This window comes from Mycobacterium sp. NGS58 (assembly GCF_059812385.1).
On the sequence record NZ_JCALCO010000007.1, the window covers coordinates 79,737 to 106,671 of the forward strand.

At 68.0% G+C, this 26,935-nt stretch carries 26 protein-coding genes and 1 pseudogene; 9 read left to right on the plus strand and 18 right to left on the minus strand.

The window, feature by feature from the left end; translation table 11 throughout:
- Window positions 1-30: 30 nt before the first annotated feature.
- Window positions 31-1,446, minus strand: a complete 1,416-nt coding sequence (locus AC5Y4H_RS08895; protein ID WP_499980435.1) for an NAD(P)-binding protein — start codon at window positions 1,444-1,446, stop codon at window positions 31-33.
- 102 nt (window positions 1,447-1,548) lie between these two features.
- Between AC5Y4H_RS08895 and AC5Y4H_RS08900 the strand changes: the two genes are divergently transcribed.
- The 3 genes from AC5Y4H_RS08900 to mmsB are packed head-to-tail and all read left to right on the plus strand — an operon-like array spanning window position 1,549 to window position 5,147.
- A complete protein-coding gene (locus tag AC5Y4H_RS08900) occupies window positions 1,549-3,069 on the plus strand; it encodes a CoA-acylating methylmalonate-semialdehyde dehydrogenase (RefSeq protein WP_499980437.1) in 1,521 nt (506 codons plus the stop codon).
- 13 nt (window positions 3,070-3,082) lie between these two features.
- Window positions 3,083-4,249 (plus strand): acyl-CoA dehydrogenase family protein, encoded by a 1,167-nt coding sequence (locus tag AC5Y4H_RS08905; RefSeq protein WP_499980438.1) that lies wholly within the window; start codon window positions 3,083-3,085, stop codon window positions 4,247-4,249.
- Between the two features lie 13 nt (window positions 4,250-4,262).
- On the plus strand, window positions 4,263-5,147 hold the full coding sequence (gene mmsB / locus AC5Y4H_RS08910) for a 3-hydroxyisobutyrate dehydrogenase (RefSeq protein ID WP_499980439.1): 885 nt from the start codon (window positions 4,263-4,265) through the stop codon (window positions 5,145-5,147).
- A 2-nt stretch (window positions 5,148-5,149) separates the two neighbouring features.
- Here mmsB and AC5Y4H_RS08915 read toward each other — a convergent pair whose 3' ends face one another.
- From AC5Y4H_RS08915 to secY, 14 genes are all read right to left on the minus strand, one after another.
- Entirely contained in the window at window positions 5,150-6,241 is a 1,092-nt protein-coding gene (locus tag AC5Y4H_RS08915; protein WP_499980442.1) for a methyltransferase, read from the minus strand.
- Window positions 6,241-7,455 carry an FAD-dependent oxidoreductase gene (locus tag AC5Y4H_RS08920; RefSeq protein WP_499980445.1) on the minus strand — a complete coding sequence of 405 codons (1,215 nt, stop codon included), beginning with the start codon at window positions 7,453-7,455 and terminating at the stop codon, window positions 6,241-6,243. The genes AC5Y4H_RS08915 and AC5Y4H_RS08920 overlap by 1 nt, the downstream gene beginning before the upstream one ends.
- 75 nt (window positions 7,456-7,530) lie before the next feature.
- Window positions 7,531-8,037, minus strand: a complete 507-nt coding sequence (locus AC5Y4H_RS08925; RefSeq protein ID WP_499980448.1) for a MarR family winged helix-turn-helix transcriptional regulator — start codon at window positions 8,035-8,037, stop codon at window positions 7,531-7,533.
- A gap of 26 nt (window positions 8,038-8,063) precedes the next feature.
- On the minus strand, window positions 8,064-9,101 hold the full coding sequence (locus tag AC5Y4H_RS08930) for a pyridoxal phosphate-dependent aminotransferase (protein WP_499980452.1): 1,038 nt from the start codon (window positions 9,099-9,101) through the stop codon (window positions 8,064-8,066).
- Window positions 9,101-10,120 carry a 3-oxoacyl-ACP synthase III family protein gene (locus tag AC5Y4H_RS08935; protein ID WP_499980455.1) on the minus strand — a complete coding sequence of 340 codons (1,020 nt, stop codon included), beginning with the start codon at window positions 10,118-10,120 and terminating at the stop codon, window positions 9,101-9,103. The genes AC5Y4H_RS08930 and AC5Y4H_RS08935 overlap by 1 nt, the downstream gene beginning before the upstream one ends.
- A 10-nt stretch (window positions 10,121-10,130) precedes the next feature.
- Window positions 10,131-10,796: an SRPBCC family protein gene (locus AC5Y4H_RS08940; RefSeq protein WP_499980456.1), complete on the minus strand. Its 666-nt coding sequence runs from the start codon at window positions 10,794-10,796 to the stop codon at window positions 10,131-10,133.
- The gene (locus tag AC5Y4H_RS08945; protein ID WP_499980457.1) at window positions 10,777-12,525 is read right to left on the minus strand and encodes a thiamine pyrophosphate-binding protein; all 1,749 of its coding nucleotides are present in this window, start codon (window positions 12,523-12,525) and stop codon (window positions 10,777-10,779) included. Before AC5Y4H_RS08945 ends, AC5Y4H_RS08940 begins: the two co-directional genes overlap by 20 nt.
- Before the next feature lie 92 nt (window positions 12,526-12,617).
- On the minus strand, window positions 12,618-13,958 hold the full coding sequence (locus AC5Y4H_RS08950) for an FAD-binding oxidoreductase (protein WP_499980460.1): 1,341 nt from the start codon (window positions 13,956-13,958) through the stop codon (window positions 12,618-12,620).
- Window positions 13,959-13,967: 9 nt separating this feature from the next.
- Window positions 13,968-15,158: a flavin-containing monooxygenase gene (locus AC5Y4H_RS08955; protein WP_499980462.1), complete on the minus strand. Its 1,191-nt coding sequence runs from the start codon at window positions 15,156-15,158 to the stop codon at window positions 13,968-13,970.
- Between the two features lie 45 nt (window positions 15,159-15,203).
- Window positions 15,204-15,914 carry an anti-sigma factor family protein gene (locus AC5Y4H_RS08960; RefSeq protein WP_499980743.1) on the minus strand — a complete coding sequence of 237 codons (711 nt, stop codon included), beginning with the start codon at window positions 15,912-15,914 and terminating at the stop codon, window positions 15,204-15,206.
- A 39-nt stretch (window positions 15,915-15,953) separates the two neighbouring features.
- Window positions 15,954-16,499: a sigma-70 family RNA polymerase sigma factor gene (locus AC5Y4H_RS08965; protein ID WP_499980464.1), complete on the minus strand. Its 546-nt coding sequence runs from the start codon at window positions 16,497-16,499 to the stop codon at window positions 15,954-15,956.
- A gap of 61 nt (window positions 16,500-16,560) precedes the next feature.
- The gene (map, locus tag AC5Y4H_RS08970; RefSeq protein ID WP_499980466.1) at window positions 16,561-17,361 is read right to left on the minus strand and encodes a type I methionyl aminopeptidase; all 801 of its coding nucleotides are present in this window, start codon (window positions 17,359-17,361) and stop codon (window positions 16,561-16,563) included.
- A 2-nt stretch (window positions 17,362-17,363) separates the two neighbouring features.
- A complete protein-coding gene (locus AC5Y4H_RS08975; protein ID WP_499980469.1) occupies window positions 17,364-17,909 on the minus strand; it encodes an adenylate kinase in 546 nt (181 codons plus the stop codon).
- Window positions 17,906-19,231, minus strand: a complete 1,326-nt coding sequence (secY, locus tag AC5Y4H_RS08980) for a preprotein translocase subunit SecY (RefSeq protein WP_499980745.1) — start codon at window positions 19,229-19,231, stop codon at window positions 17,906-17,908. The genes AC5Y4H_RS08975 and secY overlap by 4 nt, the downstream gene beginning before the upstream one ends.
- 254 nt (window positions 19,232-19,485) lie before the next feature.
- Between secY and AC5Y4H_RS08985 the strand changes: the two genes are divergently transcribed.
- Complete coding sequence (locus tag AC5Y4H_RS08985; protein ID WP_499980471.1) at window positions 19,486-20,391, plus strand: class I SAM-dependent methyltransferase; 906 nt, start codon at window positions 19,486-19,488, stop codon at window positions 20,389-20,391.
- Window positions 20,392-20,400: 9 nt separating this feature from the next.
- Window positions 20,401-21,333, plus strand: coding sequence for a class I SAM-dependent methyltransferase (locus tag AC5Y4H_RS08990; RefSeq protein ID WP_499980473.1), 933 nt, complete (start codon window positions 20,401-20,403; stop codon window positions 21,331-21,333).
- 84 nt (window positions 21,334-21,417) lie between these two features.
- Here AC5Y4H_RS08990 and AC5Y4H_RS08995 read toward each other — a convergent pair whose 3' ends face one another.
- Both AC5Y4H_RS08995 and AC5Y4H_RS09000 read right to left on the minus strand, forming a co-directional pair.
- Window positions 21,418-22,086, minus strand: a complete 669-nt coding sequence (locus AC5Y4H_RS08995; protein ID WP_499980475.1) for a GNAT family N-acetyltransferase — start codon at window positions 22,084-22,086, stop codon at window positions 21,418-21,420.
- A 9-nt stretch (window positions 22,087-22,095) separates the two neighbouring features.
- Window positions 22,096-23,457, minus strand: a complete 1,362-nt coding sequence (locus tag AC5Y4H_RS09000) for a xylulokinase (RefSeq protein WP_499980476.1) — start codon at window positions 23,455-23,457, stop codon at window positions 22,096-22,098.
- A 30-nt stretch (window positions 23,458-23,487) separates the two neighbouring features.
- Here AC5Y4H_RS09000 and AC5Y4H_RS09005 point away from each other — a divergent pair, with 30 nt between their 5' ends.
- From AC5Y4H_RS09005 to AC5Y4H_RS09015, 3 genes and pseudogenes are all read left to right on the plus strand, one after another.
- Window positions 23,488-24,468, plus strand: a complete 981-nt coding sequence (locus tag AC5Y4H_RS09005; RefSeq protein WP_499980478.1) for an NAD(P)-dependent oxidoreductase — start codon at window positions 23,488-23,490, stop codon at window positions 24,466-24,468.
- Window positions 24,465-25,118, plus strand: a complete 654-nt coding sequence (locus AC5Y4H_RS09010) for an L-fuculose-phosphate aldolase (RefSeq protein ID WP_499980480.1) — start codon at window positions 24,465-24,467, stop codon at window positions 25,116-25,118. The genes AC5Y4H_RS09005 and AC5Y4H_RS09010 overlap by 4 nt, the downstream gene beginning before the upstream one ends.
- Window positions 25,096-25,332 (plus strand): annotated as a pseudogene (locus tag AC5Y4H_RS09015) (MBL fold metallo-hydrolase); the annotation flags it as partial. The gene AC5Y4H_RS09010 and the pseudogene AC5Y4H_RS09015, both read left to right, overlap by 23 nt.
- On the opposite strand, the gene AC5Y4H_RS09020 reads toward AC5Y4H_RS09015, so the two are convergent.
- Window positions 25,333-26,199, minus strand: a complete 867-nt coding sequence (locus AC5Y4H_RS09020) for a helix-turn-helix transcriptional regulator (protein ID WP_499980483.1) — start codon at window positions 26,197-26,199, stop codon at window positions 25,333-25,335. It lies immediately after the preceding pseudogene.
- 74 nt (window positions 26,200-26,273) lie between these two features.
- On the opposite strand from AC5Y4H_RS09020, the gene AC5Y4H_RS09025 reads away from it, so the two are divergent.
- Window positions 26,274-26,912 carry a class I SAM-dependent methyltransferase gene (locus AC5Y4H_RS09025; RefSeq protein WP_499980487.1) on the plus strand — a complete coding sequence of 213 codons (639 nt, stop codon included), beginning with the start codon at window positions 26,274-26,276 and terminating at the stop codon, window positions 26,910-26,912.
- The last annotated feature ends 23 nt before the right edge of the window (window positions 26,913-26,935 follow it).

The following is a 26,935-nucleotide window of genomic DNA, read 5'->3' on the forward strand; positions in this document are numbered from 1 at the left end:
CCCGATGAATAGCGGCTCGGGTTACACGGCTCAGGGCGCCGCGAGGGCGGCTTCGGCGGCCATCAGCTGGTCGAGCTTGGCGGCGGTGGCGGCGAACACGGACTTGGCGATGCTCAGGATGCGCATCCGCACCCGGGGCTTCGCCGAACCCGACGGCAGCAGGTGTCCGATCAGGTGCCCGAACAGGTCCAGGCGAGCCGCGGCCAGCCACGACATCAATTCGGGATCATCGAACCAGCGCAGCTGGTTGCTGTAGTCGGCCTGCGCAAGCCGCAACCAGTCGACGTCGGTGTCCGGATGCGGCAGGGGAACGCACAACTCGTTTTTCACGGCGTCGTCGGAGTATGCGGCTTCGACGTGGGCGATCAGCGCGGCGCTGAAGATCTGTTGGCATCCGCGCACGCTTTGCAGCGTGATATCTGCGACATCGAAAATGGGCTTGGCGGGCCGTTTTTCGGCGCCATCCGCAGTGCAATCGATGTACAGCTCGTCGCCGCCGACCGCCACTGTGCCGCCATCGAGCACCATCCTGTCCGCCTCGATCGCCAGGAGGTGGCCCATGCGAACCACGTCGGTGATGCGGCGGAGCTGCTCGAGCTCGAGGCGGGTGACGGTGGCGCAGCGGTACATGGCGGGCCGGATGGCCGGATCGATCCGCAACAGCACGCCGGCATTCTCGAGATGCGCGAACAAATCCTGCACCGTGTCCGCGTCGTTGATCGCGCGCAGTTGTGCGGTGAAGCTGGCCTTGAGCTTGTCGGCGAACAAGGCGCCGGGTTGCATCGTCTCGCGATCCAGCAGCCAGGAGTCGCGGGGCATGATCCAGGTCAGCCGATCCGGCCCGACACCATGACTGAGCAGCCACAGGCAGGTGTCGATGCCGGTCTTGCCGCCCCCCACGACGACATAGCGCTCACGCGCGGCCTGCCAGGGCAGGTCGTTGGGCGGCAGGCATCGGATGCCGTCGGCAACCGCATAGGGCGGGCGGCGCATGGCGGGAACGGTGACCCGCATGTAGGTGGCGTCGACGACGCGGCGCGTCACGCGGACGGTGTGGTCGGCGCCGGCCAGCGTGCGAAACCGGCCATCGCCGAGGTATTCGCTCATCGGGAAGTAGCTGACCCGGCCCGTCGGCAACCACTCCCGGCGCATGATGCGCTCGTAATACGCGCAGATTTCACCGGCGGACGCCAATTCGTAAAGGCCGTGGTTCCAACCCACTTGGTCGATGGTGTCGCTGCCCAGCCGGGACGAGTTGACGCCGTAGAACGCGGAGGGCTGATGCAGCCGCACGAACGGGTAGGCCATGGTCCAGTGCCCACCGGGCGCGTGGTGGCGGTCCACCACCACCACGCGGGCCTCCGTCTCGGAGACCAGCGTGTCGATGAACGCCATGCCCATGGCGCCTGCGCCGACTACCAGGTAGTCGGACTCGATGGTGCGCATACAGCTGTCAGGCTAGCCCGGCGCCCACCTTGCCAACGTCCTATCCGCGTTACTAGGATATGCAAGTATCCGCTTAAGCGCCGTAATCACATCGAGGGCCCCATGACCACACAAATCCCGCACTTCATCGATGGGCAGCGCACCGTCGGCCAGTCCGGCCGCAGCGCTGACGTCTTCGACCCCAGCACCGGCCAGGTTCAGGCGACGGTGCCGATGGCCGGCCAGGCCGACATCGACGCCGCGGTGGCCTCCGCCGTTGAAGCCCAAAAGGGCTGGGCCGCAACGAATCCCCAGCGCCGCGCCAGGGTGATGATGCGCTTCATCGAGTTGGTCAACCAGTCAGTCGACGAGCTGGCCGAGCTGCTGTCGCGCGAGCACGGCAAGACAGTGGCCGACGCCAAGGGCGACATCCAGCGCGGCATCGAGGTCATCGAGTTCTGCATCGGCATCCCTCACCTGCTCAAAGGCGAGTACAGCGAAGGCGCCGGTCCGGGCATCGACGTCTACTCGCTGCGCCAGCCGCTGGGAGTGGTCGCCGGCATCACGCCGTTCAACTTCCCGGCGATGATCCCGCTGTGGAAAGCCGGCCCGGCGCTGGCCTGCGGCAACGCGTTCGTGCTCAAGCCGAGTGAGCGTGACCCGTCGGTCCCGGTGCGCCTGGCCGAGCTCTTCCTGGAGGCGGGCCTGCCGCCGGGGGTTTTCCAAGTGGTGCACGGCGACAAGGAGGCCGTCGACGCCATCCTGAACCACCCCGACATCCAGGCGGTCGGCTTCGTCGGCAGCTCGGACATCGCGCAGTACATCTACGCGGGGGCCGCGGCCACCGGAAAGCGCTCGCAGTGCTTCGGCGGCGCCAAGAACCACATGATCGTGATGCCCGACGCAGACCTGGACCAGGCCGTCGACGCCCTCATCGGCGCCGGGTACGGCAGCGCCGGCGAGCGCTGCATGGCGATCAGCGTCGCCGTCCCGGTGGGTGACAAGACCGCCGACCGGCTGCGTGCCCGGCTGATCGAGCGGATCAACAACCTGCGCGTCGGCCACAGCCTGGACCCGAAGGCCGACTACGGCCCGCTGGTGACCGAGGCCGCCGTGGCACGGGTGCGCGACTACATCGCCCAGGGTGTCGACGCGGGAGCCGAACTGGTCATCGACGGCCGCGAGCGCGCCAGCGACGACCTGGCTTTCGGTGACGCCAACCTCGAGGGCGGCTTCTTCATCGGCCCCACCCTGTTCGACCACGTCACCCCGGAGATGTCGATCTACACCGACGAGATCTTCGGCCCCGTGCTGTGCATCGTCCGCGCGCACGATTACGAGGAGGCGCTGCGGCTGCCGTCCGAGCACGAATACGGCAACGGCGTAGCGGTTTTCACGCGCGACGGCGACGCGGCCCGCGACTTCGTCTCCCGCGTGCAGGTTGGCATGGTCGGCGTCAATGTGCCCATCCCGGTGCCGGTGGCCTACCACACCTTCGGCGGCTGGAAGCGTTCCGGCTTCGGCGACCTCAACCAGCACGGTCCGTCGTCGATCATGTTCTACACCAAAACCAAGACGGTGACGTCGCGGTGGCCGTCCGGCATCAAGGACGGCGCCGAATTCGTCATTCCCACAATGGATTAGGGTTGACTGCTTTATGGCTTCCTTTACCCTCGATGACGACGAACGGGTGATCACCGAGACGGCCGCCGCGTTCGCCGCCAAGCGCATTGCCCCGCACGCCCTGGAATGGGATGCGGCCAAACATTTCCCGGTCGACGTGCTGCGCGAATCGGCCGATCTCGGCATGGCGGCGATCTACTGCCGCGAGGATGTCGGCGGCAGCGGTCTGCGCCGGCTCGACGGGGTCCGCATCTTCGAGCAGTTGGCCATCGCCGACCCGGTCACCGCCGCGTTTCTGTCCATCCACAACATGTGCGCGTGGATGATCGACACCTTCGGCACCGCCGAGCAGCGCAAGGATTGGGTCCCGCGGCTGGCCTCGATGGACGTCATCGCCAGCTACTGCCTCACCGAGCCCGGCGCCGGTTCCGATGCCAGCGCGCTGAGTACCCGTGCGGTCAAACAGGGCGGCGATTACGTGCTCGACGGCGTCAAGCAGTTCATCTCCGGCGCGGGCGCCTCGGACGTCTACGTGGTGATGGCCAGGACCGGCAATGAGGGGCCGCGCGGCATATCGGCCTTCGTTGTCGAAAAGGGCACTGCCGGGCTGAGTTTCGGCTCGCTCGAGGAGAAGATGGGCTGGCACGCCCAGCCCACCGCGCAGGTGATCCTGGAGGGGGTACGGGTGCCCGCCGACGCGATGCTGGGCGGCGCCGACGGCGAGGGCGCCGGGTTCGGCATCGCGATGAAGGGCCTCAACGGCGGCCGGCTCAACATCGCCGCGTCCTCGCTCGGCGGCGCCCAGGCCGCCTCCGACAAGGCCGGCGCCTACGTCCGCGATCGGCAGGCGTTCGGGTCGTCCCTGCTCGACGAGCCCACCATCCGGTTTACCCTGGCCGACATGGCGACCGGCCTCGAGACGTCGCGAATGATGTTGTGGCGGGCGGCCAATGCGTTGGACACCGACGATCCGGACAAGGTCGAGTTGTGCGCGATGGCCAAGCGCTACGTCACCGACACCTGCTTCGAGGTCGCCGACAAAGCCCTGCAGCTGCACGGCGGCTACGGCTACCTGCGCGAGTATGGTCTGGAAAAGATCGTCCGCGATCTGCGCGTGCACCGGATCCTGGAGGGCACCAACGAAATCATGCGGGTGGTCATCGGCCGGGCCGAAGCCGCACGGGTCCGCGCAAACGCGTAGAAAGGTCTTGCAGATGACCGAGCACCTGACGGTGGCCTTCCTGGGCCTGGGTCATATGGGCGGGCCCATGGCGGCGAACCTCGTTGCGGCCAAGCACGCGGTGCGCGGATTCGATCCCGTGCCGGCGGCGATGTCGGCGGCGACGGAGGCCGGGGTCACCGGATTCGGGAGCGCCACCGACGCGGTCGCCGGCTCGGACGTGGTCATCACCATGCTGCCCAACGGCGAGCTGGTCAAACGCTGCTACGCGGAGATCCTGCCCGCGGCGCGACCCGGCGCGTTGTTCATCGACAGCTCCACGATCTCGGTCAACGATGCCCGCGAGGTCCATGCGCTGGCGGAATCGAACGGCGTCGCGCAGCTGGACGCACCGGTGTCGGGCGGGGTGAAGGGTGCCGTCGCCGGGACGCTTGCGTTCATGGTGGGGGGTGACGGGGACGCCCTGCAGCGGGCGCGGCCGGTGCTGGAACCCATGGCGGGCAAGGTCATTCACTGCGGCGCGGCCGGAGCGGGGCAGGCCGCCAAGGTGTGCAACAACATGGTGCTGGCGGTGCAGCAGATCGCGATCGGCGAGGCGTTCATCCTGGCCGAGAAGTTGGGGTTGTCCGCCCAGTCCCTATTCGACGTCATCACCGGTGCGACCGGCAACTGCTGGGCCGTGCACACCAATTGCCCTGTGCCGGGCCCGGTCCCGACCTCACCGGCCAACAATGACTTCAAACCGGGCTTCGCCACCGCGCTGATGAACAAGGACCTGGGCCTGGCGATGGACGCGGTGTCCTCCAGCGGGTCGGCGGCGCCGCTGGGTACCCACGCCGCCGAGATCTACGCGAAATTCGCCGCCGACCACGCCGACAAGGACTTCAGCGCGGTCATCGAGATGCTGCGCGGCAGCTGAACTTACGCGGCCCTGGCTTCCACCACGCTCAGCGGCGAAGCGGTCCGTACCATCCTGGTCATCTCAAACCCCGCTTGGCTCAGCAGGTGTCGGTACTCGGCCGCCGTGCGTTCGCGAGCGCCCAGATTCAGCAGCATCTCCAGGTCCACCCAGTTTCCCGGGAAGTCGCGGTTGTGTTCCGGGATGACCATCTCGACCAGCAGCACCCTGGCCTGCGGGCCGGCCGCTGCGCGAACGTTGCGCAGGATCCGGACCGCCATGTCGTCGCGCCAGTCGTGGATGATGTTCTTGAGGATATAGGCGTCGCCGCCACCCGGAACGGTGTCGAAAAACGAGCCCTCCGCGATGCGCACCCGGTCGGCGACACCGTGCTTTTCGAAAAACGGGCGCGCGCTCGCGACGACCGAGGGCAGGTCGTACAGCACGCCGCGGGAAGCGGGCGCCGCCGCGAGGACGGCGGCCAGCAGCGGGCCGTGACCACCGCCGACGTCGACGATCGTGGGGTAGGCGCTGAAGTCGTAACCGGCGACCACGGACGCGGTGGTCAGCTCCGAAATGTTGGTCATCGTCTGGTTGAAGAGCTCGGCGAGCTCCGGCTGGTCGGCGAAGTACGCGAAGCTGTCCTTACCGTGCAGCGCCGGGACGACGGAGAGACCGGTGCGGACCGAATCGACGAGCAGGGTCCAGCGTTCGCGCTGCTCCCGCGACCCATAGAACTGCGCCGCGGATGTTGTCGACACCGGCGCATCCGAACACAGCGTCGCCGCAAGCGGATTCAGCCCATAGCGGCCGTCGCGCCGGCGTTGGAAAACTCCGCGGCCGATCAGTGCGCGCAGCAACCGTCGCAGCGCGTCGGCGTCCGCGCCCACCCGACCCGCCAGTTCCTCGATCGGCAGTGGGCCATTGGCCAGAGCATCGGCGATGCCCAATTGCGCCGCCACCGTGATCGCCTGCGAAGTCCACGTGGCCGTGATCATTTCCATCATCGCCGCCGGCGGGGGGACCAGCCGTTGATGTAGCCGATACAGGCGGTGGCGGATCCATTCGACAGCGCGGGCCAGCCGCGGGGGCGGCAACTTGGCGATCGACGACATCACCTCACCTCTGACCAGACGCGTGCGGGCGCGGTGGCCCCGAGGCCTCGACTGATCTCCCGGGACATCCGGCTGTGACTCACCCTGTGCAGGAACGCCGCCAAAGCCCACGTCATGAACCGGTCGGAGATCATTGCCGCGGGCTTCAGCACGGACTCGCTGCGCGACACCTGCTGCGTGGTCACCCAGGACACTGCCTTGACCTGGCGTCGCCGGGTCTTTTCGTACCAGCGCAGCGCGCTCGCGAGATGACTCCTGCCGTCGGGCAGGAGTGTCCGGTCGAGATCCGAAAGCGCCTTGCGCAACACCATCGTGTCGAGCAGCGCCTGATTGGTCCCCTGCGCAAGGGTGGGCGGCATGGTGTGTGCGGCATCGCCGAGCAGCGTGACGGCGCCACGGCCCGCGCGGGGAATCGGATGCCGGAAATGCGGGAACGGCGACGGGGCAAGGTCCTCATCGTTCAATGTCGTTAGCACGCGGTCGACAAGATCGGACCACCCGGTGAAGTGGGAGCGCACCATGTCGACCGGACGTCGCGGTCGGACGAAATCGGACGACCACGGCAGGTCAAACCACCACTGCAGGTTCGTTCCTCCCGCCGGCCACAACCCGAGGTTTCCATGCTCGCCGATGATCATGAGCGCAACGTTCCTGTCGACGTCGCCCGGAAGCGTCACGAGTCCCTGCCAGCTGCACCAGCCCGTGGGCCGCGCGGCCGGACCGCCGACGAAATCACGGACCCGCGAGTGCAGACCGTCCGCGCCGATCAGCAGGTCTCCTTCGGCCGAACTGCCGTCGTCGAATTCGACCCGAACCCCACTGCGGGTGTTGACGAAACCGACGGCGCGGCGGTTGAACCGGATGCGCTCTGCGGGAAACCCTTCCAGCAGGCGTCCAAGCAGGAGCCGACGCGGGACCATCCGGACCGGCGCGCCGAACCGCGCCGTGATCACCGTCAAGTCCACAGTCGTGATCCGGCGACCGGTCGGTGTCGTGACGCGCACCGTGGACAGTAGCTGCCCGGCGCCGTCCATATCGACACCGAGCTGGCCCAAAACCCTTGCGCCATTGGGCCAAATGGTTACGGCACCCCCACCCGGCTGCGAATCCGGGCGTCGCTCGAACACGGTGACATCGTGCCCGTCGCGCATGAGTCCCCGGGCAACGGAGATACCGCCGACACCGGCACCGACGACGAGGACACGAAGCGGCATCGGTGTTAATTCCGCGCAGGGCGAGGATTCATCGCAGACCTCCTACCGCTACCACGTAGGACGTCGGCGCGAGGTTCAAAAGTCGCCGGCGTTGCGCCGCAGCGTCTCAATGGATGACACGAGCGCTTCGGACTCGTCGGCATCGATCCCGATGTCGGCGAACACCTGCTCGTTGAGCGTGATGGTGGCGTCCTCGACGGTCGAGCGGCCGAGATCGGTGATCTGCACGAGGGTGGTACGCCCGTCGGTGGGGTGGGGCACCCGCTGCACCAGCCCGTTGGCTTCCAGCCGACGGATCGCGTGCGTGACGCTGGTGACGTGAACCTGCAGGCGGTCGGAGGCCTTGGTGATGGGCAGCGCGCCGCTGCGGCTGAAAGCCAGGAGCCGCAACAGCTCGAAGCGGGAAAAGCTCAAGTCGTAGGGGCGCAGCGCATTCTCGACGCGGGCGAGCAGAATCTGGTGAGCCCGCATCACGGACGTCACCGCAACCATGCCCGGCGCCACGTCGCCCCAGCCGGCACGCGTCCAGTTCGCCCTGGCCTGTGCGATCGGATCGGGTTTGTCGGATGCTGAAGGGGCCACGCCCTTTCATACCGCACTTTGGTTCCTCAGGCGTGTGACTTTGCCACCGCGGCTAGCACCGCGCGGGTGGATGCGCGGCTCCCGACGGTGATGCGTGCGCCTCCGTCTGGGTAATGCCGGACTCTCAGTCCGGCCTCGCCGAACACCTGCTGCCAGTGCCGTCCTACGGGCGGTAGGTAGACGAAGTTGGCGTGTCCGTCGGTGGTGCGTACCCCCAACGCGGCGAGGCGCCGGGACAAATACTGCCGCTCACCGGCGATTCGCAGAATGCGTTGGCGCAACTGGTCGTCGGCCGCGTAGGACGCGGCCACCGCGACCAGGCTGGTGATCCCCATGCCGAACGGCAATTGCATCTTCCACAGGATCGCGGCGAGCTCCGGCGCCGCGAACCCGTACCCGATCCGAAGTCCGGCCAAGCCATAGGCCTTCGAGAACGTGCGCAGCACCACGACATTGGGGAAGCGCCGCACCAGATCAGGCCCGCCGACGCGGTGCTGGGGGGCGACGAACTCGATATAGGCCTCGTCGAGCAGCACGACAGTGTCGGCTGGCACGCGGCGCAGGAATCGTTCCACCTCCGGGACGGGCTCCATCGTGCCGGTCGGATTGTGCGGCCGGCACAGCACGACGACGTTGGCGCCCGCCGCCGCCGCAGCCATGGCTTGCAGGTCGTGGTGGCCGGATTGGTCGAGCGGAACGGCGATGGGCGTCAGGCGCGCCATCCGCGCGAAGATCGGGTATCCGTCGAATGTCGGCTCGCTCAACACGACTCGGTCACCGGGCCGCGTCACCGCGTGCAAGACCTGCATCGCCACCCCGCTCGCCCCGGCTCCGAGCACCACCTGCTCGTCGCCCACCCCGACGTGACCGGCGACGAGGGTCCGCATCCGTTCGGGCCGAAATTCGGGATAACGGTTGGCGGCGTCGATCGAGCGGATCAACGCCGAGCGCACGGCCGGCAGCGGCGGGAACGGGTTCTCGTTGAGCGACAGCGCCAGCGGATCGATCGCGTCCGGCAGCGCGCCGCCCATCTCGGCGGGGTTCGCTTCCAGCACGGCCGACATCAGTCTCGCCCGCCCCAGCGGACCGCGGCAGCACCCGCAAAGTCGCCGGCGTGGGCGAAAGCCGCCATCATCACCACGTCGCCGGTCTTGAGCTGACCGTCGGATATCGCCCGGTCCAGGTTGATCGGGATGCCGGCGCCGAACAGGTTGCCGCATTCGTCGAAGGTGTCGCGATGACGTTCGGGCGGAACCTCGAGCGCCTCGCGCCAGTTGCGCAGAAACACCCGATTGGGCTGGTTGGTCACCAGCAGATCGATCTCCTTGGAGGGCAACCCGATACGGTCGCAGACCGCCAGCGCGACTTCGGGGACCTGCCTGTTGCCGCGCGCCAACACCTTGGTGATCTTGCTCTCGGTGAAACCGATGCAGCCTTCACCCGGTCCGGGTTGCCACCATTTGCGGGGCGGGTCGACGGCGATGGTCATGTCCCCGGCGTATTCGCCATAGGTGCGGCACTCGACGTCGAGAATCGGTGAATCGTCCGACAGCGTGACCAGGCCCACGGCGGCACCGTCACCGGGCACCGACGACTGTGCCTTCGCCCGCACGCCGGGTTGGTCGAAGATCTGTCCGGCGGCGTTCTGCGCGACGGCGATGAGTGCGGTGCGCCCTTCGCCGGATGTCAGGAGCCGGCGGGCCACCTTGAGCCCCAGCAGGAACGCCGCGCAACCGCCGTTGTGCAGATCCAATACCCAGTTGGGTCGCATGCCCAGGCGGTGCGCGATGCTGCCACCCGCACCGTAGAACGGCATGTCGGGCATCTGAGTGTGGGTGATCAGCACGTCCACGTTGGAGATGGCGTCGTGGCCGTTTCGTTCGATGACGCCCGCGGCGGCCCGCTCGACCATGTCGACGGCGGTTTCGTCGGCCGCGACGTGATGGCGGAATTCAGGGGCGCGGAACATCAGATTGTCGGCCAGTTCGTCCGAGCCGGCGAACTGCGCGTAATAGCTTGCGCCGATGGGTTTTCCGGGCAGGTAGGTGGAGACGTCGGTCAGGCTCGCGGTTGGTTGCTTCATCGTGTGGCGCTCATCTCATCCAGACCGGCGTGATCGGCAGGCCGTTGCGGTGGCGGTACTCGGCGATCGTCTTGAGGTTGTGCAATTCCACCCCGTGGCCGGCACCGAAGATGTCCCAGAAGTCACCCACCCAGCCCGTCCGGTCCGGCGGCGCGGCGTGCGTGTACGGGTTGTTGTCGTAGAAGGGGTGGCGGCAGTTGGTCCACAGCACAACGGAACCGGGCTTGTTCAGCACCATCTGCGCACCGACGACCCGCATCAGGTAGATCATCCAGAGGTGCTCGCCCTGGTCCCAGGCGCAGTGGTAGTCGACGGTGCCCGCTTGGGCGTTGGCGACGGTTCGGGTGAAGATCTTGGTGTCTGGGAGCAACCGGTCGTGGGCCAGCCACAGCCCGGGCTCGTCGGTGGGGGTGAAGCCGCGCAGCGTGTACGTCCACTCCTCGAGGCTGCGCGTATCGGCCAGGTATTCGAACAACTCCTCCGGTGGGCAGTCGACGTAGTCGCTGACCGTGCAGTATTGCCCGAAGACCTCGTCGTGCGGGTACATCGACCGCATCTGGGCCATGAACATCGGCGCGGTCTTCTCCAGGGGCGAAGTCTCGATCCGGACCAGCCCCTCGATCGGTTCGGTGGTGCCGGTGTGAACGTGAATGTCGTCAAGCGCTGGCAGGGACATCTGATCTTTCCCCTTTGTGAGGTGTCGGTCGGCCAATGAGTTTGGTCGCTTGCTGATTCAAAAATGTTGCGAAGGGTGGGATTTCGTCGGCGGAGCACTCGACGCTGATCACCGACGGTCCATCCGCGGTCATCGCCCCTTCGAGCACGGCAGCCAGTGCGCCGACATCGGCCACGTCTATGGCCGACAGCCCCGGGAACATCGCCGCCAACCCGGCACCCAGCCGGCTGGGGCCGAACCGGTTGTAGCTGTATAGATCGTTGTAGAACAACTGCTCGCGGGTCACGCACATGGCGTGGGCGTTGTTGTTGAACAGGACGAACGTCACCGGCAGCCGGTACTGCACCGCTGTGTGAACTTCCATGCCGTGCATGAAGAATGCGCCGTCGCCGGCGATGACGACAGTGCGCCGGCTGAGCCGGCCGCCCGCGGCACGGCCGAAAGCCATCCCGATGGCGGCTCCGAAGCTGTAGCCCATGCCCCCCATGCCGAGTGCGACGGCGAACCGTCCGCCACGCCGCACCGGCAGATGATGAATGGCCGCGGCACCGGTGTTGCCCGCGTCGACGACGATGTCCACACCGTCGGGTAGCACCCGGTCCAGCACGCTGAGCGCATCGCGGTAGCGGACACCCGGACCGCGGCAGGGTGGCGGGCTGAGTTCGGTGTCGGTCACGAAATCGGGCACTCGCAGGCCCCTCGGCCTCCCGCGCCCGGACAGTTCCATGGCCACCATGCGCAACGAGGTCCGCAGGTCGTCCGTGTACACGTGGGTGCACTCGAAGTACGGCGCCGCCGACCCGATCGAGACCGTGCGCGCCGCCGTCAGCGCGTCGTCGAGGCCGGCCCGGGCCGTCACCGACAGGCGGGTGCCCACCACCAGGCACACCGTGCTGTCAGCGACCGCCTCCGCCACGCCGGGATGCCCCATGACACCGGTCACGCCCAGCGCCGACGACGAACCCGAACCCGGCGTGCCCGCGACGTCTTTGGCGTCGGGCACGCATGCCACCCGAGCGCGCAGCATCGCGCGCAGCGTCTCCAGCTCGACGCGGGCATCGTCGCGGGCCACCTGCTCGCCGGCGATGATCGTGACCGGTCCGTCGGCGGCGCGTAGCGCGCGCAGTACCGGATACAGATCACCGATCCGCGGCGCCGCCGCCGTACCGCCGGTGCTATGCCCGTCGTAATCGATGACGGTTACCGGCTTCTGCTGAATATCCTTGGGCAACAACAGGACGGCCGGGCCGCCGCCGCGTGCCGCCGCGATGGCCTCCGGCAGGGCGGTGACGATGTCGGAGGGCGTCAGCACCCGCCGGCACCAGACGGATACCGCCGAGAACAAGGCCTCGGCGTCCAGCGAGCCGTTGCGGCCGCTGGTGTCCTGAAAGCTGCCCCGCCCGTCCATCGTCGTCGCCGGCTGGCCGACCAATGCCAACACCGGGACGCGGCTGGCCAACGATTCTCCAAGGCCGGGGACGAGATTGAGGGCGCCCCCGCCAGACGTCGCCGCCACTACGCCCAGGCCGGCGCCGCTGCGGCTGTACCCGTCGGCCATGGTGGCCGCGGAGAATTCGTGCTTGGCCAACACGGCGGTGATGTCCACGCAGAAGTGTGCGGCATCGTAGAGATCTTCGATGTTGGCGCCGTCGACGCCGAATATGTAACCGGCGTCGGTCCTCGCGAGATGCTCGACGATGTGGTCGACCACCCGGTGTTGCCTCGACATCTACTCACCTAACTCATGACGATGCCAGTGACACGACCCGCGGGTAACTTCAGTTCACTGCGAGAGTGGAATCACCATGGATGCCAGCCCTTTTAGATACGTGTCAAATAGCTGTGGAACCGGCCATCGGCGTCGTAAGCCGAGCGCACCCGGTCCAGCCGCGCCATGTTCGGCTCGGTGATGAATCGCGCGGGGCGCCGGCACAGGTTCTCGTCCGCCAGCGAGATGCCGGTCGCCAGGTGCGACATCGCGGTCATGTTGGACGCGGCCCAGTCGCGGTACCGTTCGTCGTCGGCCGGATCCTGCCAGATGGTGTACAGCGCCATGTAGATCTCGTCTTCGAGGCCGTACACCATGTCGGTGCGGCTCGGCGACGTCTTCCAGCCCGTGAAGATGAAGTGTGACGGGTGGGGCGGCATGGTTTCGATGATCCGGCGGATGCCCGGCAGAAGTTCTTCGGCGGAAGCCGAGGTGAACATGCTGTCCGCGATGTACCGGTGGCCCTTCGGGTAACTGGTCATCACGGCCGTGTACCAGTTGGCCAGGGTGGTCGGCGCGTAGGGAAGGCTGACGATCGCTTGATCGACTACCGGGCAACTGCCCAGCGGCGCAAGGGCTTTGACCGCCTCCTCCGCCGTATCGGCGAACACCGGCGAGGCGATCGTGATGCCCGGCTGGTCGAGGCCGGCCCCCGGGAAGCTACGGGCGGTATGCATTTGCAATTCGACCCGGTCGTCGAGCTCGCCGCTGATCGACCGCGCCCACGTGAAGACCTCGTCGGCGAGTTCGATCGGGTACATGTACAGGCAGGTGCCCCAGACCGCCGGCCGAGGATAGACCCGTAGCTTGAACGAGGTCACCACGCCGAAAAAGCCGGGGCCCGAACCGCGTGCCGCCCAATACAACTCGGGGTGGTTCTCGGGATCGCAATAGATCCGCTCGCCGGCGGCGGTGATGACCTCCAGCCCGAGCACGCTCTCGCACGCCGGTCCCAGTGCCCTGCTGTTCCAGCCGTAGCCGCCTTGCAGCAGGTAACCACCGAGGCAGATCCCCTCGCAATGGCCCGCGGGAAAGAACATGTCCTGCGCGTCGAGTTCGGCCGCGAAGACGCTGGCGACCTTTCCCGGGCCGACGTCCGCGGTCATCCGTTCCGGATCGACGCTGCAGTGGTCGAGGCGGCTGACGTCCAGCAGCAGGCCGCCGTCGCGAAGGTGGTTGGCGACCCAGCTGCGCCCGCCCGAACATACCCCGACGCGATGCCCGTTCGCCTGCGCATAACGCAGCGCCGAGACCACGTCGTCGGTGTCGCTCGCCTGCACGATGACATCCGGAAATCGTTCCGGCACAAGGCCGTTCCATACGGTATCGTGGCGGACCGTTTCGTAACCGGCGTCGCCGCGATAGAAGGTGCGTTCGGTGGTGAGCAGAGCCATTCGCGTTCCTTAAACCGAAGCCATTTGTTCGCTGTCCTGCGACCGCCTGAGGTAGCCGGCCACCTGCGCGGCCAGAGGCGTGGCGGCCAGCCGGATCGCCCGCAGCGGACCATTCGGCGGAATTCCGTATCCGATCGCAAACATTCCCTCGCCGACGTGGCACGCGAAGCCGCCGCGCGGGTTGCCGTGCTCGTCGAGGACGCCTAAGTGGCCGACCAATCCGCGCAGGTTGGTCTCGAACCCGGTTGCGGCGATGATCACCTCCGGGGACACCGATGTGCCGTCGGCGAGGAGGACGGAATCGGATTCCAGCCCGGTGACGGCGGCGACGACTTCGACGCGCCGCGCCCGCACCGCGTCGACCAGCCCGTCGGCCAGCGTGGGAATGCGACCCCGTGTCTCGACAGTCGCTTTGAGGCCGACGCTGGGCCGCTGAAAACCGTAGGGGGACAGGTCGCCCCACATCAGGCGGGTCGCGCGGGCGATCAGCGGATCGACCACGCGGGCGGGGACCCGTGCGGACAGCTCGAGGAAGATGTCCGACGGGAACCCGCCGATGGCTCGCCGCACCAGGTGCGGCGGTGTGCGTACCGCCAGCCAGATCCGGCGGGCGCCGTCGTTGGCCAGCTGCACGGCGATGTCGGCGGCGGAGTTACCCGCGCCGACGACGAGGACGTCGCGGCCGCGGTAGGGCCACGCGTTGACGAAGTCCCCGGAATGAACGATCTCGCCTTGAAAGCCGTCCACCCCGGGCCAGTGCGGGGCGACCGGCGCCCCATAGTTTCCTGTCGCCAGAATCACTGTCCGGCAACGGATTTCGCCCGACGATGTGTCGAGCTGCCACGCTCCCCCGCCACGTTCGACCGTCTGGACTTCGCACCCGAGCACGAGCGGGATCTTCTGCCGCACGGCGTAGCGATCGAAGTAGCGGACCATGTCCTCCTTGGTGGGCCAACGGCCGGCGCTCAACGGGATACGTTGTCCCGGTAGGTGAGACAAGAACCCGGTCGTGTTGAGGCGGAAGTCGTCATAACGCCTGCGCCACGAGATCGCTGGGGCCGCGGCACGGTCGAGCACGAGCGCCGCGACACCGTGCCGATGGTCGAGTTGGCGTGCGACGGCCAGACCCGCGGGCCCGGCTCCGATGACAACGGCATCGACGCTGTCCCGAATCCCGGCCGCGCGGTGGGTCCTTGGCATGCCTGTGTAACGACACGCGAGCGCGTTGAGTTCACCGCGCGGTGGTTACAGCGAACGCTGCAACAGGACCTGCCCGGTGTCGGCGGCAACCACCTGCACGGCGGCGATCTGGTCGACCGGAGTCGAGATGGCCCCCGCAGGCGTCGCCGTGTGGCCGGGCACGGCCACCCAGGTCGCCAGCCGGGTCTGGCTGCCGTCACGCCCCAACACGACCATCGCCAGCGTGTCATGGTGCGCGGTCAGCGGAGCCAGGCACACGCAGCGCAGATTGATGGACGTTCCCCAGTGCTGGCCGCTGACGGCGATCGTCGACGTCAGCAGGCTGGTGCCCACCTGCGCCATCGGCTCCGACGACGCGGTCACCTGCTGGGTCGGAGTCGACGACCACCCGTGCAGACCAACGAACACCGCGATGGCCAGCACCGCGGCCGCGGCCGCCGACGCCACCCAGGTCGCTATCCGGGTGCGGCGCCGCCGCCAACGAACCGTCGCCAGCAGGGACGGCAGCAACTCCGCAGACATCTCCGGGGCCGGAGCGGATTGGTCGATCGCGGCCACCTCGTCACGGTCGAGCTGTGACAACAGGGCCGGCACACCGCTGAGGTCGGCCACGGCGGACCGGCAGGCCGGGCAGTGCGCCATGTGCGTCTCGAACTCGCGCCGTTGCGCGGCCGACAAAGAGCCCAACACGTATGCGGCATCCCACATCGCGTAACGGTCTTCGGGAGGGCCGACATCGCGCACCGGCGTCCTCATTTCATCCATCTCTCTCACCCCTCGCGCATTCGGAGCCCCTCATCGGGTAACTCCAAGTTCCTGCAGAGTGAGCCGCAACGCCCGCACGGCATAGTGTAGTCGCGACTTCACCGTTCCCTCTGCGATTCCCAGGTCTGCAGCAGTCTGTGCGGTGGTCCAGCCGCGGTAGTAGGACCGTTCGATCACCGCTCGGTGCTCGGCGGATAACTGCGTCATCGCATCCGCTATCAGCAACCGGTCCAGCGCCGCGTTGACCTCGTCCGGCGTGGACTGTTCGGGCGCACCCGAGACGTCTGTGGAGCCGACCACGTTGCGAAACCGCGCGCTGCGCCGGTCGTCGATGATCATGTTGCGGGCGACGGTGAACAACCAGGCCCGCGCCGAGCGCTCGGTGTCGCCGACGACCTCGGGGTGTTGCCACGCCCGCAGCAGCGTTTCCTGGACCACATCCTCGGCCTGACTCGCGTCCCCGGTCAGCCGCAGCGCGTACCGCCACAGAACCGCAGCGTGTTCGTCGTAGAGCGCCTTCATCAGAGCGGCCTCCGCAACGCCGGTCGCCCCACGACTGCCAGAAACCCGAGCCACTCGATCACCTCCTGCCCGGGAAACGAGGTGAGTGGGCGTTTAGTTCAAGGCTAGTCGGCCACTAAGCCGAGGTCAGGATGCGTGGCCCGGCGTCGGTGACCGCGACGGTGTGCTCCCAGTGTGCCGCCCGCGACCCATCGGTAGTGGTGACCGTCCACTGGTCGTCGAGCACCACGGTCTTGCCGGTTCCCAGCGTCAGCATCGGTTCGATGGCCAGCACCGACCCGGCGGCCAGCAGGGGGCCGCGTCCGGGAGAGCCCTCGTTGGGCAGGAAGGGGTCCATGTGCATCTGGCGGCCGATGCCGTGGCCGCCGTAGCCTTCCACGATCCCGAACGCCCGCGAATGACGGGCCTCGGCGTCGCGCGTGCCCATCTCGATGGCGTGCGACACATCGGTCAGCCGGTTACCGGGCACCATGGCCGCCATCCCGGCCTCCAGCGATTCCCGGGTCGCCTGCGACAGGGCTTCGTCGGCCGCACCCAGCGTCCCGACCCCGAAGGTGATCGCGGCGTCACCGTGCCAGCCGTCGAGCACCGCGCCGCAGTCGATCGACACCAGATCACCGGGTGCCAGGATCTCGGCGGCCGAGGGAATCCCGTGCACCACGCGCTCGTTGACCGACGCGCAGATCGATGCGGGGTAGCCGTGATAGCCCAGGAACGACGGCACCGCGCCGGCGTCCCGGATCACCGATTCGGCGATTTCGTCCAGGCTCAGGGTCGACACCCCGGAAACCGCGGCCGCGCGGACCGCCTGCAATGCGGCCGCCACCACCGCGCCCGCCGCGGCCATCGCGTCGAGTTCGCCGGCGCTGCGCTGCGGCACCACCTTGCGACCCCGCAGCCGCGCCAGCGGGTTCATCCCTACTTGCCCAGCGCCTGCAGCGCGCGGGCGAACACTTCGTCCATGGTGCCGATGGCGTCGACCGTCTTGAGTCGGTCGCTGTAGTAATCCAGCAGCGGCGCGGTCTCGTCGCGGTAGATCTTCATCCGGTTCAGGATGATGTCATCGGTGTCGTCTGCGCGCCCGCGGCCCTTCAGCCGCTGCAGCAGCTCGTCTTCGGAGACCCGGAACTCCAGCACCGCGTCGATGTCGGTCCCCCGCCGTCCCAGCATGTCGTGCAGCGCTTTGGCCTGCTGGATCGAGCGTGGATACCCGTCCAGGATGAAACCGTTGACCGCGTCCGAGTCGTTCAGCCGATCGTCGACGAGCTGGTTGGTCAACTCGGAGGGCACCAGGTCGCCGGCGTCCAGGTAGCGCTTGGCCTCCAGGCCGAGCTTGGTGCCGTTCTCGATGTTGCTGCGGAACAGCTCTCCGGTGGAGATTTGCGGGATCCCCAGCTTCTCCGAGAGCTTCTGGGCCTGCGTTCCCTTGCCCGCCCCCGGCGGGCCCAGCAAAACGACTCTCACTTGAGGAACCCTTCATAGTTGCGCTGCATGAGCTGACTCTCGATTTGCTTGACCGTATCCAAGCCCACGCCGATCATGATCAACACCGCGGTACCGCCGAAGGGCAGGTTCTGAACCGCCCCGCTGTTGCCGATCTGCAAGAACAAGTTGGGCAGCACCGAAATCGCGCCAAGGTAGATCGAACCCGGCAGCGTGATGCGGCTCAGCACGAAACGCAGGTAATCGGCGGTTGGCTTGCCCGGCCGAATGCCGGGAATGAAGCCGCCGAACTTCTTCATCTCGTCGGCACGCTCGTCGGGATTGAACGTGATCGAGACGTAGAAATACGTGAAGAAGATGATGAGGCCGAAGTAGATGCCGATGTACACGGGATCGCTCGGGTCGGACAGGTAGGTGCCGACGAACTTGTCCCACCAGCTGTTGCCCACGCCGCCGGCGCCGCTGCGGATCAGCTGGGTGATCAGGTGCGGGATGTAGATCAGCGACGACGCGAAGATCACCGGGATGACACCGGCCTGGTTGACCTTGAGCGGCAGATACGTCGACGTTCCGCCGTACATGCGGCGGCCGACCATGCGCTTGGCGTACTGGACCGGGATCCGGCGCTGGCCCTGCTCGACGAACACCACGCCGACGATGATGATCAGCGCGGCGATCAGGACGGCGCCGAAGATCATGCCGCCGCGGCTGTCCAGGATCTGCTTGCCCTCGGCGGGGATGCGTGCCGCGATGCCGACGAAGATCAGCAGGGACATGCCGTTGCCGATACCGCGCTCGGTGATCAGCTCACCCATCCACATCACCAGCGCCGCGCCGCTGGTCATCACCAGCACGATGACGACCAGCGTGAAGATGCTCTGGTCGGCGATGATGTCGAGCGAGCAGCCCTGCAGCAGCCCGCCGTTGGCCGCCAGGGCCACGATGCTGGTGGCCTGCAGGACGGCCAGCGCGATGGCCAGGTAACGGGTGTACTGCGTCATCTTGGCCTGGCCCGATTGGCCTTCCTTGCGCAGCTCCTCGAACCGAGGGATGACCACCGTGAGCAGCTGCACGATGATGCTCGCGGTGATGTAGGGCATCACCCCCACCGCGAACACGGTGAGTTTGAGCAGCGCACCACCGGAGAACAGGTTGATCAGCGAGTAGATCTGTCCGGCCGCGCCGCCGCTGGCCTCCTTGATGCACTGCTGGACGTTCGGGTAGTTCACGCCGGGAGACGGTAACGCGGCGCCGACCCGATACAAGACGACGATGCCAAGCGTGAAGAGGATCTTCCGTCTCAGGTCGACTGTCCGCAGCGATGAGATGAAAGCGGAAAGCAACTCTTCCTCCTGCGCAGCCGGGGTTTCCTGCATCACGCGCCCAACACCCGCAGGCCAGGACGTACGGCCGACTTATCAATAGCGCGTCAAACCGTGTACGAGACTAACAGCTGGTACGCCCAGGTCCGGTCAGGGCCTTTGCGTCGGCCCCTCGATGGCCGCCGCAACGCGCGGAAGAAACACAGCAAGCCGTAAGCCGTGAGGCGTAAAGTTCCACCTGACTCGTTGCATTTGCTAAATAACTTGGGAGCAGCATGACACGCACTGACCAGGACAGCTGGGACTTAGCCTCGAGCGTGGGTGCCACGGCCACGATGGTCGCCGCGGCCCGCGCGCTGGCCAGCGAGGCCGCCGACCCGATCATCAACGACCCGTTCGCCGCGCCCCTGGTGCGCGCCGTCGGTCTGGATTTCTTCCGGCGCCTGGTCGACGGTGAGGTCACCGAGGCCGACGACGGCAGCGTCAAGGATCTGGGGCTGGAGACCGATTCCATCGCCGTGCGCACCCGCTTCTTCGACGACTTCTTCCTCAACGCCGCTAGGGACGGGGTCCGCCAGGCCGTGATCCTGGCCGCCGGCCTCGACGCCCGCGCCTACCGGCTGAGTTGGCCGCCGGGGAGCGTGGTCTACGAGGTCGATCAGCCCGAGGTCGTCGATTTCAAGACCACCGCGATGTCGGACCTGGGCGCCGCCCCGACCGCGGACCGGCGAACCGTTGCCGTCGATCTGCGAGACGATTGGCCGGCCGCGTTGCGCCGCAGCGGGTTTGACCCGGCGCAACCGACCTCGTGGAGCGCCGAGGGCCTGCTCATGTACCTGCCGCCCGACGCGCAGGATCGGCTCTTCGACAACATCACCGAGCTCAGCGCGCCCGGAAGCAAGCTGGCCACCGAATACCACGGCGACGATTCGGGCGCGACCATGAGCGAACGCGCACAGGCGTTCAACCAGCGGTGGGCCAACATCGGGTGCGACATCGACCTGTCCGGGCTGTTCTTCGACGGCGAGCGCAGCAACGTCGTCGAGTACTTGGCCGACCGGGGCTGGGAGGTGTCCACCCGGCCGCGGCGGGACTTTTTCGCCGACTACGGCCGGCTGTTCCCGGACGACGAGCAGTCCCAGCTGCGCAACATCGTCAGCCTCACCGCCACCCTGCTCTAGGAGATTGCCATGCCGGAGACCGACAGCAAGCGATCAGAAGGCGACAGCTGGGACCTGGCGTCCAGCGTCGGCGCCACCGCCACCGCGGTGGCCGCCCGTCGGGCGCTGGCATCCAAGGGCCCCGACCCGTTGATCGACGATCCCTTCGCCGAGCCGTTGGTGCGTGCCGTCGGCGTCGAGGCCTTCATCCGGATGATGAACGGAGAAATCGACACACCCGAGGACGATCCGGCGTTCACGCCGCGGCGACTCGGTGAGGGCATGGCGGTCCGCACCAGGTTCTTCGACGCGTTCTTCCTCGAGGCCGCCGACGCCGGTATCCGCCAGGCGGTCATCCTGGCCTCGGGGCTGGACACCGGCGCCTACCGGCTGGCCTGGCCGCGCGGCACCGTGGTCTATGAAATCGACCAGCCCAGGGTGATCGAGTTCAAGACCCGCACCCTGGCCGATCTAAGCGCAACCCCGAGTGCCGACCGGCGGGCGGTGGGCGTCGACCTGCGCGACGACTGGCCCGCCGCGCTGACCGGCAGTGGATTCGATGCGGGCGCGCCCACGGCGTGGAGCGCCGAAGGGCTGCTCGGTTATCTGCCGCCGGAGGCACAGGACCGCCTCTTCGACAACATCACCGCGCTGTCCGCCAACGGCAGCAGGATCGGCACCGGCTATGTGCCTGACATGCGCGGCCGCATCGAAAAGCGCGGCCGGGAGATCAGCGAGCGCTGGCGACGCATGGGACTGGACCTCAACTGGGCCGAGCTGATCTATCCAGGCGAACGCCACGACGTGGTGACCTACCTGTCCGGGCATGGCTGGGACTCGTCGGTGCACACGACGCCGGAACTCTACGCGGCCAACGGTTTTGATTTCCCCGAGCAACCCTCGATGGCCGCCTTCGGCGACATCAGATACGTCACCGCCACGTTGACCAAGGGGGTGGTGTGACACGCACCGATCAAGACAACGCATGGTGGAGATCATGGCCGTGCGGACCCGCTACTTCGACACTTCTCGGCAGTAGCGTAGCGCCTAGTTGGGTTTGGCGGCCGGCGCCCGGACGACCAATGGCGCTGCGGGGAAACACCACGCCAGCTCCGAGCGCGACTTGCGCAGCGCGGCGGTGCCGTAACCTCGCTTGCGGTGCTCGGGGTGAATCCAGATGCGCACCTGCACCTCGCCGTGGGACAGCTCGCCGAAGACCATGCCGACCTTCTCACCGGAGTCGACGGCGACGAACCACGCGGCCTCTTCGTCGTCTACACGTGCGAGCGCGGCTTTGATCTCGTCGTCGAGGTTGCCGGCTTGGCCGCCGGATCCATCGCCCGACGCACCACCCATGTCCTCGGTGCGGATGCTGAAGATGTCGCGGTCCTCGCTCGCCGAGAACGGCCGGAGTTCGAGGGTGTCCCCCGAGCTCGCCGGACGCTCGCCCAGGGTGAAGCTCAGCTGCTTGTTCAGGTCCTCGAGTTCGGCCTGGATCGTCTTGCGCGAATCCTTGGTGAGTCGGTCGAAGGACAGGCCGAACACCGCTTCGGCACCCGTGTGCGACGTGCCGAGCAAATCGGCGATGGCCTTGATCGCCTCCGGTTTGTTGTCGGCCTCCACGATCAGGTCGAGCACTTCGTGCCGTCTCTCAAGGGCTTTCAACAGTGCGTCCGCGATTTCGCGGCGGGCGGCTTTGCGGTCCTGGTCGGTCATGGCACCAGCCTAGAACGCCGCTGGTGTCACCGCGCTACATCTGCGGCTTCCCAGCTCGCAGAAGCGCTGATAGCGATCCTCGACCGCGCTCGCCCATGCGGGGTCGGGCTCGATCACGCGCTCGGTGCGCGCCCATCGGGCGGCATCGGCGATGGTCGTCTCCAGGCCGACCGCCATGCGCGCCAGGAAGGCCGCTCCCAGGGCGGCCCCTTCCGCCACCCCGGACACCTCGACGGGCCGCCCGGTGGCGTCGGCGATGGCCTGCAGCCACGGCCCCACCCGCGTGCCGCCGCCGGTGGCCACGACGCGCGACACCGGCGCCCCACCGAGTTCGATGAGCCTGCGGACCACGAAGCCGGACGCCTCGTAGGCGGCGCGCCGCAGCGCGGCGGCGTCGTGGGTCAGATCCAGGGCCTCGAGCACACCCCGGCGGTCCCGATCGTGAAACGGGGTGCGCTCACCGCGCAGATAGGGTGCCCACACCGGAATGCGCCCGGGCTCGACGGCGGCCGGGTCTGCCGCTGCCACAACGCGATCCACCCAGCCCAGGAACAGCCCGCCCGCATTGCTGGCCCCGCCGATCTGGCTCTTGCCGGGGGTGGTGTGCGGAATGGTCCACAGGCCGGGCATCTGCCGGGCCTCCGAGATGGTGGTCCACACGATCAGCGTGGTGCCGCACATCACGAGCACGTCGCCGTCGTGGTCGGCGCCCGCGACAATCTGTTCGCACAGCGCGTCGATGGCGCCGGTGGCCAATGCGGCATCGGTGCCCCGCACCTGCCCGACGACGGCCCCCATGCTCTTGACCCGCGGCATCTGCTCGACCGCCGCGCCGCGCTCGGCGCACGCCTCGGGATTCCACCCGGTCCCGTCGAACAAGGGGAACGCGGTGGCGGCGGTGGCGATGTCGATCACCGGCTGGCCCGACAGCGCGTGGTTGGCCACCGCCGGCGCGGGCCAATAGCCGGCGGCGCCCGGCGCGTGGGCGGCCGTCCAGCGCAGGAATTCCGCGGCCTCGCCGATGGCGGGCAGCGGCTGAGCGTCGCCGCCCGGCGTGCGGCCCCGGCCGTCGCCGTAGAGGAGTCCGGGCGTGATGGGCGCGCCGCCGTCGTCGACCGCGGTCATCGACGGCACCATCGCCGAAACGGCCGCCGCCGCGATGTCGGGCAGGCGGATCAGTTCGTCGAGCGCCGCCGACGGTCCACGCCGCCACGCCGCCTCGGCGTCGTGCTCCAGCCGGTCGGGTGCGGGTACCCGCAGCTCGTGCGGTATCCGCACGCGACCCGTCACGTTGCCGTCGGCGTCGGCCGCTATCGCCTTGACCGCGGTGCTGCCGACGTCGATGCCGATTGTGACGTCTTTGCGTGACACGGGCGTCACCGTACGCCAGCATTGGCACTCGTGACGTCCAAACCGCGCGCCTTGGTGACCGCCCCGATGCGGGGGGCGGGCTTCGCCAAACTGCGCGAACTGGCCGACGTGGTGTACGACCCCTGGATCGAGCAGACCCCGCTGCGCATCTACAGTCCCGAGCAGCTGGCCGAGCGGATCGCCGGCGAATCCGCCGAAATCGTGGTCGTGGAAGGTGATTCGGTGCGGGGTCCGGTGTTCGAACAGGGCGTGCGGGTGATCGCGTCCACCCGCGGCGACCCCAACAACGTCGACATCGCGGGCGCCACCGCGGCCGGCATCCCGGTACTCAATACCCCGGCGCGCAACGCCGACGCCGTCGCCGAGATGACCGTGGCCCTGCTGCTGGCCGCCACCCGTCACGTGCTGACCGCGGACGCGGATGTGCGCAGCGGCAACATCTTTCGGGACGGCAGCATCCCATATCAGCGGTTCCGCGCCGCCGAGATCGCCGGACTCACCGCGGGGCTGGTGGGCCTCGGCGCCGTCGGCCGGGCGACGCAATGGCGGTTGTCCGGGCTGGGCATGAGGGTGATCGCGCACGACCCCTACAACCCCGACGCCCGGCACAGCCTCGACGAGTTGCTGAGCGAGGCCGACGTGGTCTCGATGCACGCCCCGGTCACCGACGACACCACCGGCATGATCGGTGCCCGCGAGTTCGCCGCCATGCGCGACGGCGTGGTCTTCCTCAACACCGCGCGCGCCGCGCTGCACGACACCGATGCGCTTGTCGACGCCCTGGCCGCGGGCAAGGTGGGCGCCGCGGGCCTCGACCACTTCGCCGGCGAGTGGCTGCCGGCCGATCACCCGCTGGTGGCGATGCCCAACGTGGTGCTGACGCCCCACATCGGGGGCGCGACCTTCGACACGGAGGCGCGGCAGGCGCAGATGGTGGCCGACGACCTGGAGGCGCTGCTGGCCGGCAAGCTCCCAATTCACATCGTCAACCCGGAGGTGCTGGGGCCATGAAGTACGTCGAAAACCCGGAAGCCGCCGTGCTGGACGCCGCCAAGGACATGCTGCGCCGCGGCCTGGTGGAGGGGACGGCCGGCAACATCTCGGCGCGGCGCGCCGACGGCAACGTCGTCATCACCCCGTCGTCGGTGGACTACCGCGATATGCAGCTCGACGACCTGGTGCTCATCGGCGCGGACGACTCGGTGCTGCAGGCGGCCGAGGGCCGGTCCCCGTCTTCGGAGATGCAGCTGCACCTGGCCTGTTATCGGGCCTTCGACGACATCGGCAGCGTCATTCACAGTCACCCGGTGTGGGCGACCATGTTCGCCATCGCCCACCAATCGATCCCGGCGTGTATCGACGAGTTTGCGGTGTACTGCGGCGGCGACGTCCGGTGCGCCGACTATGCCGCATCGGGCACGCCCGACGTCGGCGCCAACGCGGTGAAGGCGCTCGAGGGCCGTGGCGCGGCGCTGATCGCCAACCATGGTCTGGTGGCGGTGGGACCGCGACCCGACAAAGTGCTGCACATCACCGCGCTGGTCGAGCGGACGGCGCAAATAGTCTGGGGCGCAAGGGCTCTCGGCGGACCGGTACCGATCCCCGAGGACGTCAACCGCAACTTCGCATCGGTCTACAGCTATCTGCGCACCAACGCGTGATGCGCCCGCTCCGGTTGGGCCGCGCCGTTGTGGCGCGGGTGCGGGCTCCTCGATGCTGTGGTTGGATGCGGGTCAGCCGGCTGTCTTCGTCGGCGATCTCACCCACAGCAAATTGCAGCTGCGCAGGCCCGCCGCCGCGCTCACGCGCCGGCGGATCTTCACGGAGGCCGTGCAAGCCAAGGCCGCCATGATCCCCGCACACTACCCCGGTCGATCACTGGTTGGACATCGATTCCCTGTGACGCCACTCGCGGGGCGAGGCCCCGTGCGCGCGGGCGAACAGCCGGCTGAAATAGCCGGGATCGCACACCCCGACCCGCCTGGCCACCTCGGCGACCGGCAGGTCCGATTCGGCCAGCAACGCGCGGGCCGCGGCCATCCGGCGGTCGGTGATCCACTGCCCGACGGTGTGCCCGGTGCGGCGGCGCACCACGGTGGTCAGGTGGCCCGGGGTCATGCCGAGTTCGCCGGCCACGTCACGCAGCGACAACGGCCCGGTGTGACGCCGCTCGATCACGTCGAAGACGTCGGCCAGCAGCGGTTCGCCACTGCGCCGCAGCTCGGCCACTACCGGTCCGGCCAGCCGCGCGAGGTCGATCAGCAACAGCGTCAGGTGCGCCAGAGTCGCCTGCCGATACCCGTCCTGCCGCGCGCGCAGTTCCGATTCGATCGACCCGATCGCGGCGTCCCACGCCGCCCGCCGCGCGACGGGCAGGTCCAGGCAAAGGATGCCGCCGGCCTGCGCGTGCAGGAACGGGAACAGCAGCGGGTGCGCCCGCCACGCTGGCCACGGCGATCGCGCGTCCTCCCCGAGCGCGGCCGGGTCGAAGAACACCGCCACACCGGCGTCGCGGAGGTCCAGCCGCCCGGGGTCGAGCACCCGGCCGGCGGCCGCCACGTAGAGGCGCCCGACCGCGGGGAGGTACCACAGCGCGGGAAAGTCGTGAATGTGGCGACCGCGCTCGACGAAATCCTGCGGACCCGAGCGCACCACCGACACCGGCGGCGTGTCCGGATCGGTGCGGTACGCGTAGATCGGCACTCCGGCGCGCTGCCGAACCAACCGGGCGGGACGGGTCATACCGCCGAAAATAGTCCCATTTCCACCGAGAATCACCCAATTCTGCGGCCGCTCAGCGGTTCACCATGTATTACGTGACCAAACATCATCCACACGACTACCTGCCCGCCGCGGGCCACGACGCGCTGCTGCCCTGCTATGACCTGATCTCGCGGCTGCTGGGCATGACGAAGGTCCACGAGGCCCTGATCGCCCAGGCCGAGCTCACCGACTGCCGTCGCGTCCTGGAAATCGGCTGTGGCACCGGCAATCTCATCATTCGCGCGAAACGCGACCATCCCCAGTTGGAGGCGGTCGGATGCGACCCCGATCCGCGCGCGCTCGACCGGGCGCGGCGAAAGACGAACGCAGTCCGCTTCGAACAGGGTTACGCCGAGCGGCTGCCCTACCCCGACGACGAATTCGACCGGGTGCTGTCGTCGATGATGTTGCACCACATCAACGACGACGCGAAACCCGCCGCGGCGGCCGAGGTCTTCCGGGTGCTGCGCCCCGGCGGCAGCCTGCACCTGGTCGACATCGGCGGCGACGTGAGCACCGAGCACGGCCTGACGGCGCGGCTCATCAGGCGCAACCACCACGCCGCCGGCAACCTCGGTGAGGCGATTCCGCGCCTGCTCCGCGGCGCCGGATTCGACTGCACCGAGGTCACCGCGCACCGGCAGCGGGTGGTCGGCAGGCTCACCTACTATCGCGCCACCCGGCCCGCCTAGACCGCCGGGTTACGGTTGAGGCC

Excerpts from the sequence above, each read along its gene's own strand:
- AC5Y4H_RS08920 (WP_499980445.1), bottom strand. The coding sequence starts at position 7,455 with ATGCCGCTTCGTGTCCTCGTCGTCGGTGCCGGTGTCGGCGGTATCTCC.
- AC5Y4H_RS08935 (WP_499980455.1), bottom strand. The coding sequence starts at position 10,120 with ATGAAGCAACCAACCGCGAGCCTGACCGACGTCTCCACCTACCTGCCC.
- mmsB (WP_499980439.1), top strand. The coding sequence starts at position 4,263 with ATGACCGAGCACCTGACGGTGGCCTTCCTGGGCCTGGGTCATATGGGC.
- AC5Y4H_RS08900 (WP_499980437.1), top strand. The coding sequence starts at position 1,549 with ATGACCACACAAATCCCGCACTTCATCGATGGGCAGCGCACCGTCGGC.
- AC5Y4H_RS09010 (WP_499980480.1), top strand. The coding sequence starts at position 24,465 with ATGAAGTACGTCGAAAACCCGGAAGCCGCCGTGCTGGACGCCGCCAAG.
- map (WP_499980466.1), bottom strand. The coding sequence starts at position 17,361 with ATGAACCCGCTGGCGCGGCTGCGGGGTCGCAAGGTGGTGCCGCAGCGC.
- AC5Y4H_RS08950 (WP_499980460.1), bottom strand. The coding sequence starts at position 13,958 with ATGGCTCTGCTCACCACCGAACGCACCTTCTATCGCGGCGACGCCGGT.
- AC5Y4H_RS08940 (WP_499980456.1), bottom strand. The coding sequence starts at position 10,796 with ATGTCCCTGCCAGCGCTTGACGACATTCACGTTCACACCGGCACCACC.
- AC5Y4H_RS08945 (WP_499980457.1), bottom strand. The coding sequence starts at position 12,525 with ATGTCGAGGCAACACCGGGTGGTCGACCACATCGTCGAGCATCTCGCG.
- AC5Y4H_RS08915 (WP_499980442.1), bottom strand. The coding sequence starts at position 6,241 with ATGTCGTCGATCGCCAAGTTGCCGCCCCCGCGGCTGGCCCGCGCTGTC.
- AC5Y4H_RS08955 (WP_499980462.1), bottom strand. The coding sequence starts at position 15,158 with ATGCCAAGGACCCACCGCGCGGCCGGGATTCGGGACAGCGTCGATGCC.
- AC5Y4H_RS08990 (WP_499980473.1), top strand. The coding sequence starts at position 20,401 with ATGCCGGAGACCGACAGCAAGCGATCAGAAGGCGACAGCTGGGACCTG.
- AC5Y4H_RS08995 (WP_499980475.1), bottom strand. The coding sequence starts at position 22,086 with ATGACCGACCAGGACCGCAAAGCCGCCCGCCGCGAAATCGCGGACGCA.
- AC5Y4H_RS08960 (WP_499980743.1), bottom strand. The coding sequence starts at position 15,914 with ATGAGGACGCCGGTGCGCGATGTCGGCCCTCCCGAAGACCGTTACGCG.
- AC5Y4H_RS09020 (WP_499980483.1), bottom strand. The coding sequence starts at position 26,199 with ATGACCCGTCCCGCCCGGTTGGTTCGGCAGCGCGCCGGAGTGCCGATC.
- AC5Y4H_RS08930 (WP_499980452.1), bottom strand. The coding sequence starts at position 9,101 with ATGTCGGCCGTGCTGGAAGCGAACCCCGCCGAGATGGGCGGCGCGCTG.
- AC5Y4H_RS08985 (WP_499980471.1), top strand. The coding sequence starts at position 19,486 with ATGACACGCACTGACCAGGACAGCTGGGACTTAGCCTCGAGCGTGGGT.
- AC5Y4H_RS08895 (WP_499980435.1), bottom strand. The coding sequence starts at position 1,446 with ATGCGCACCATCGAGTCCGACTACCTGGTAGTCGGCGCAGGCGCCATG.
- AC5Y4H_RS08905 (WP_499980438.1), top strand. The coding sequence starts at position 3,083 with ATGGCTTCCTTTACCCTCGATGACGACGAACGGGTGATCACCGAGACG.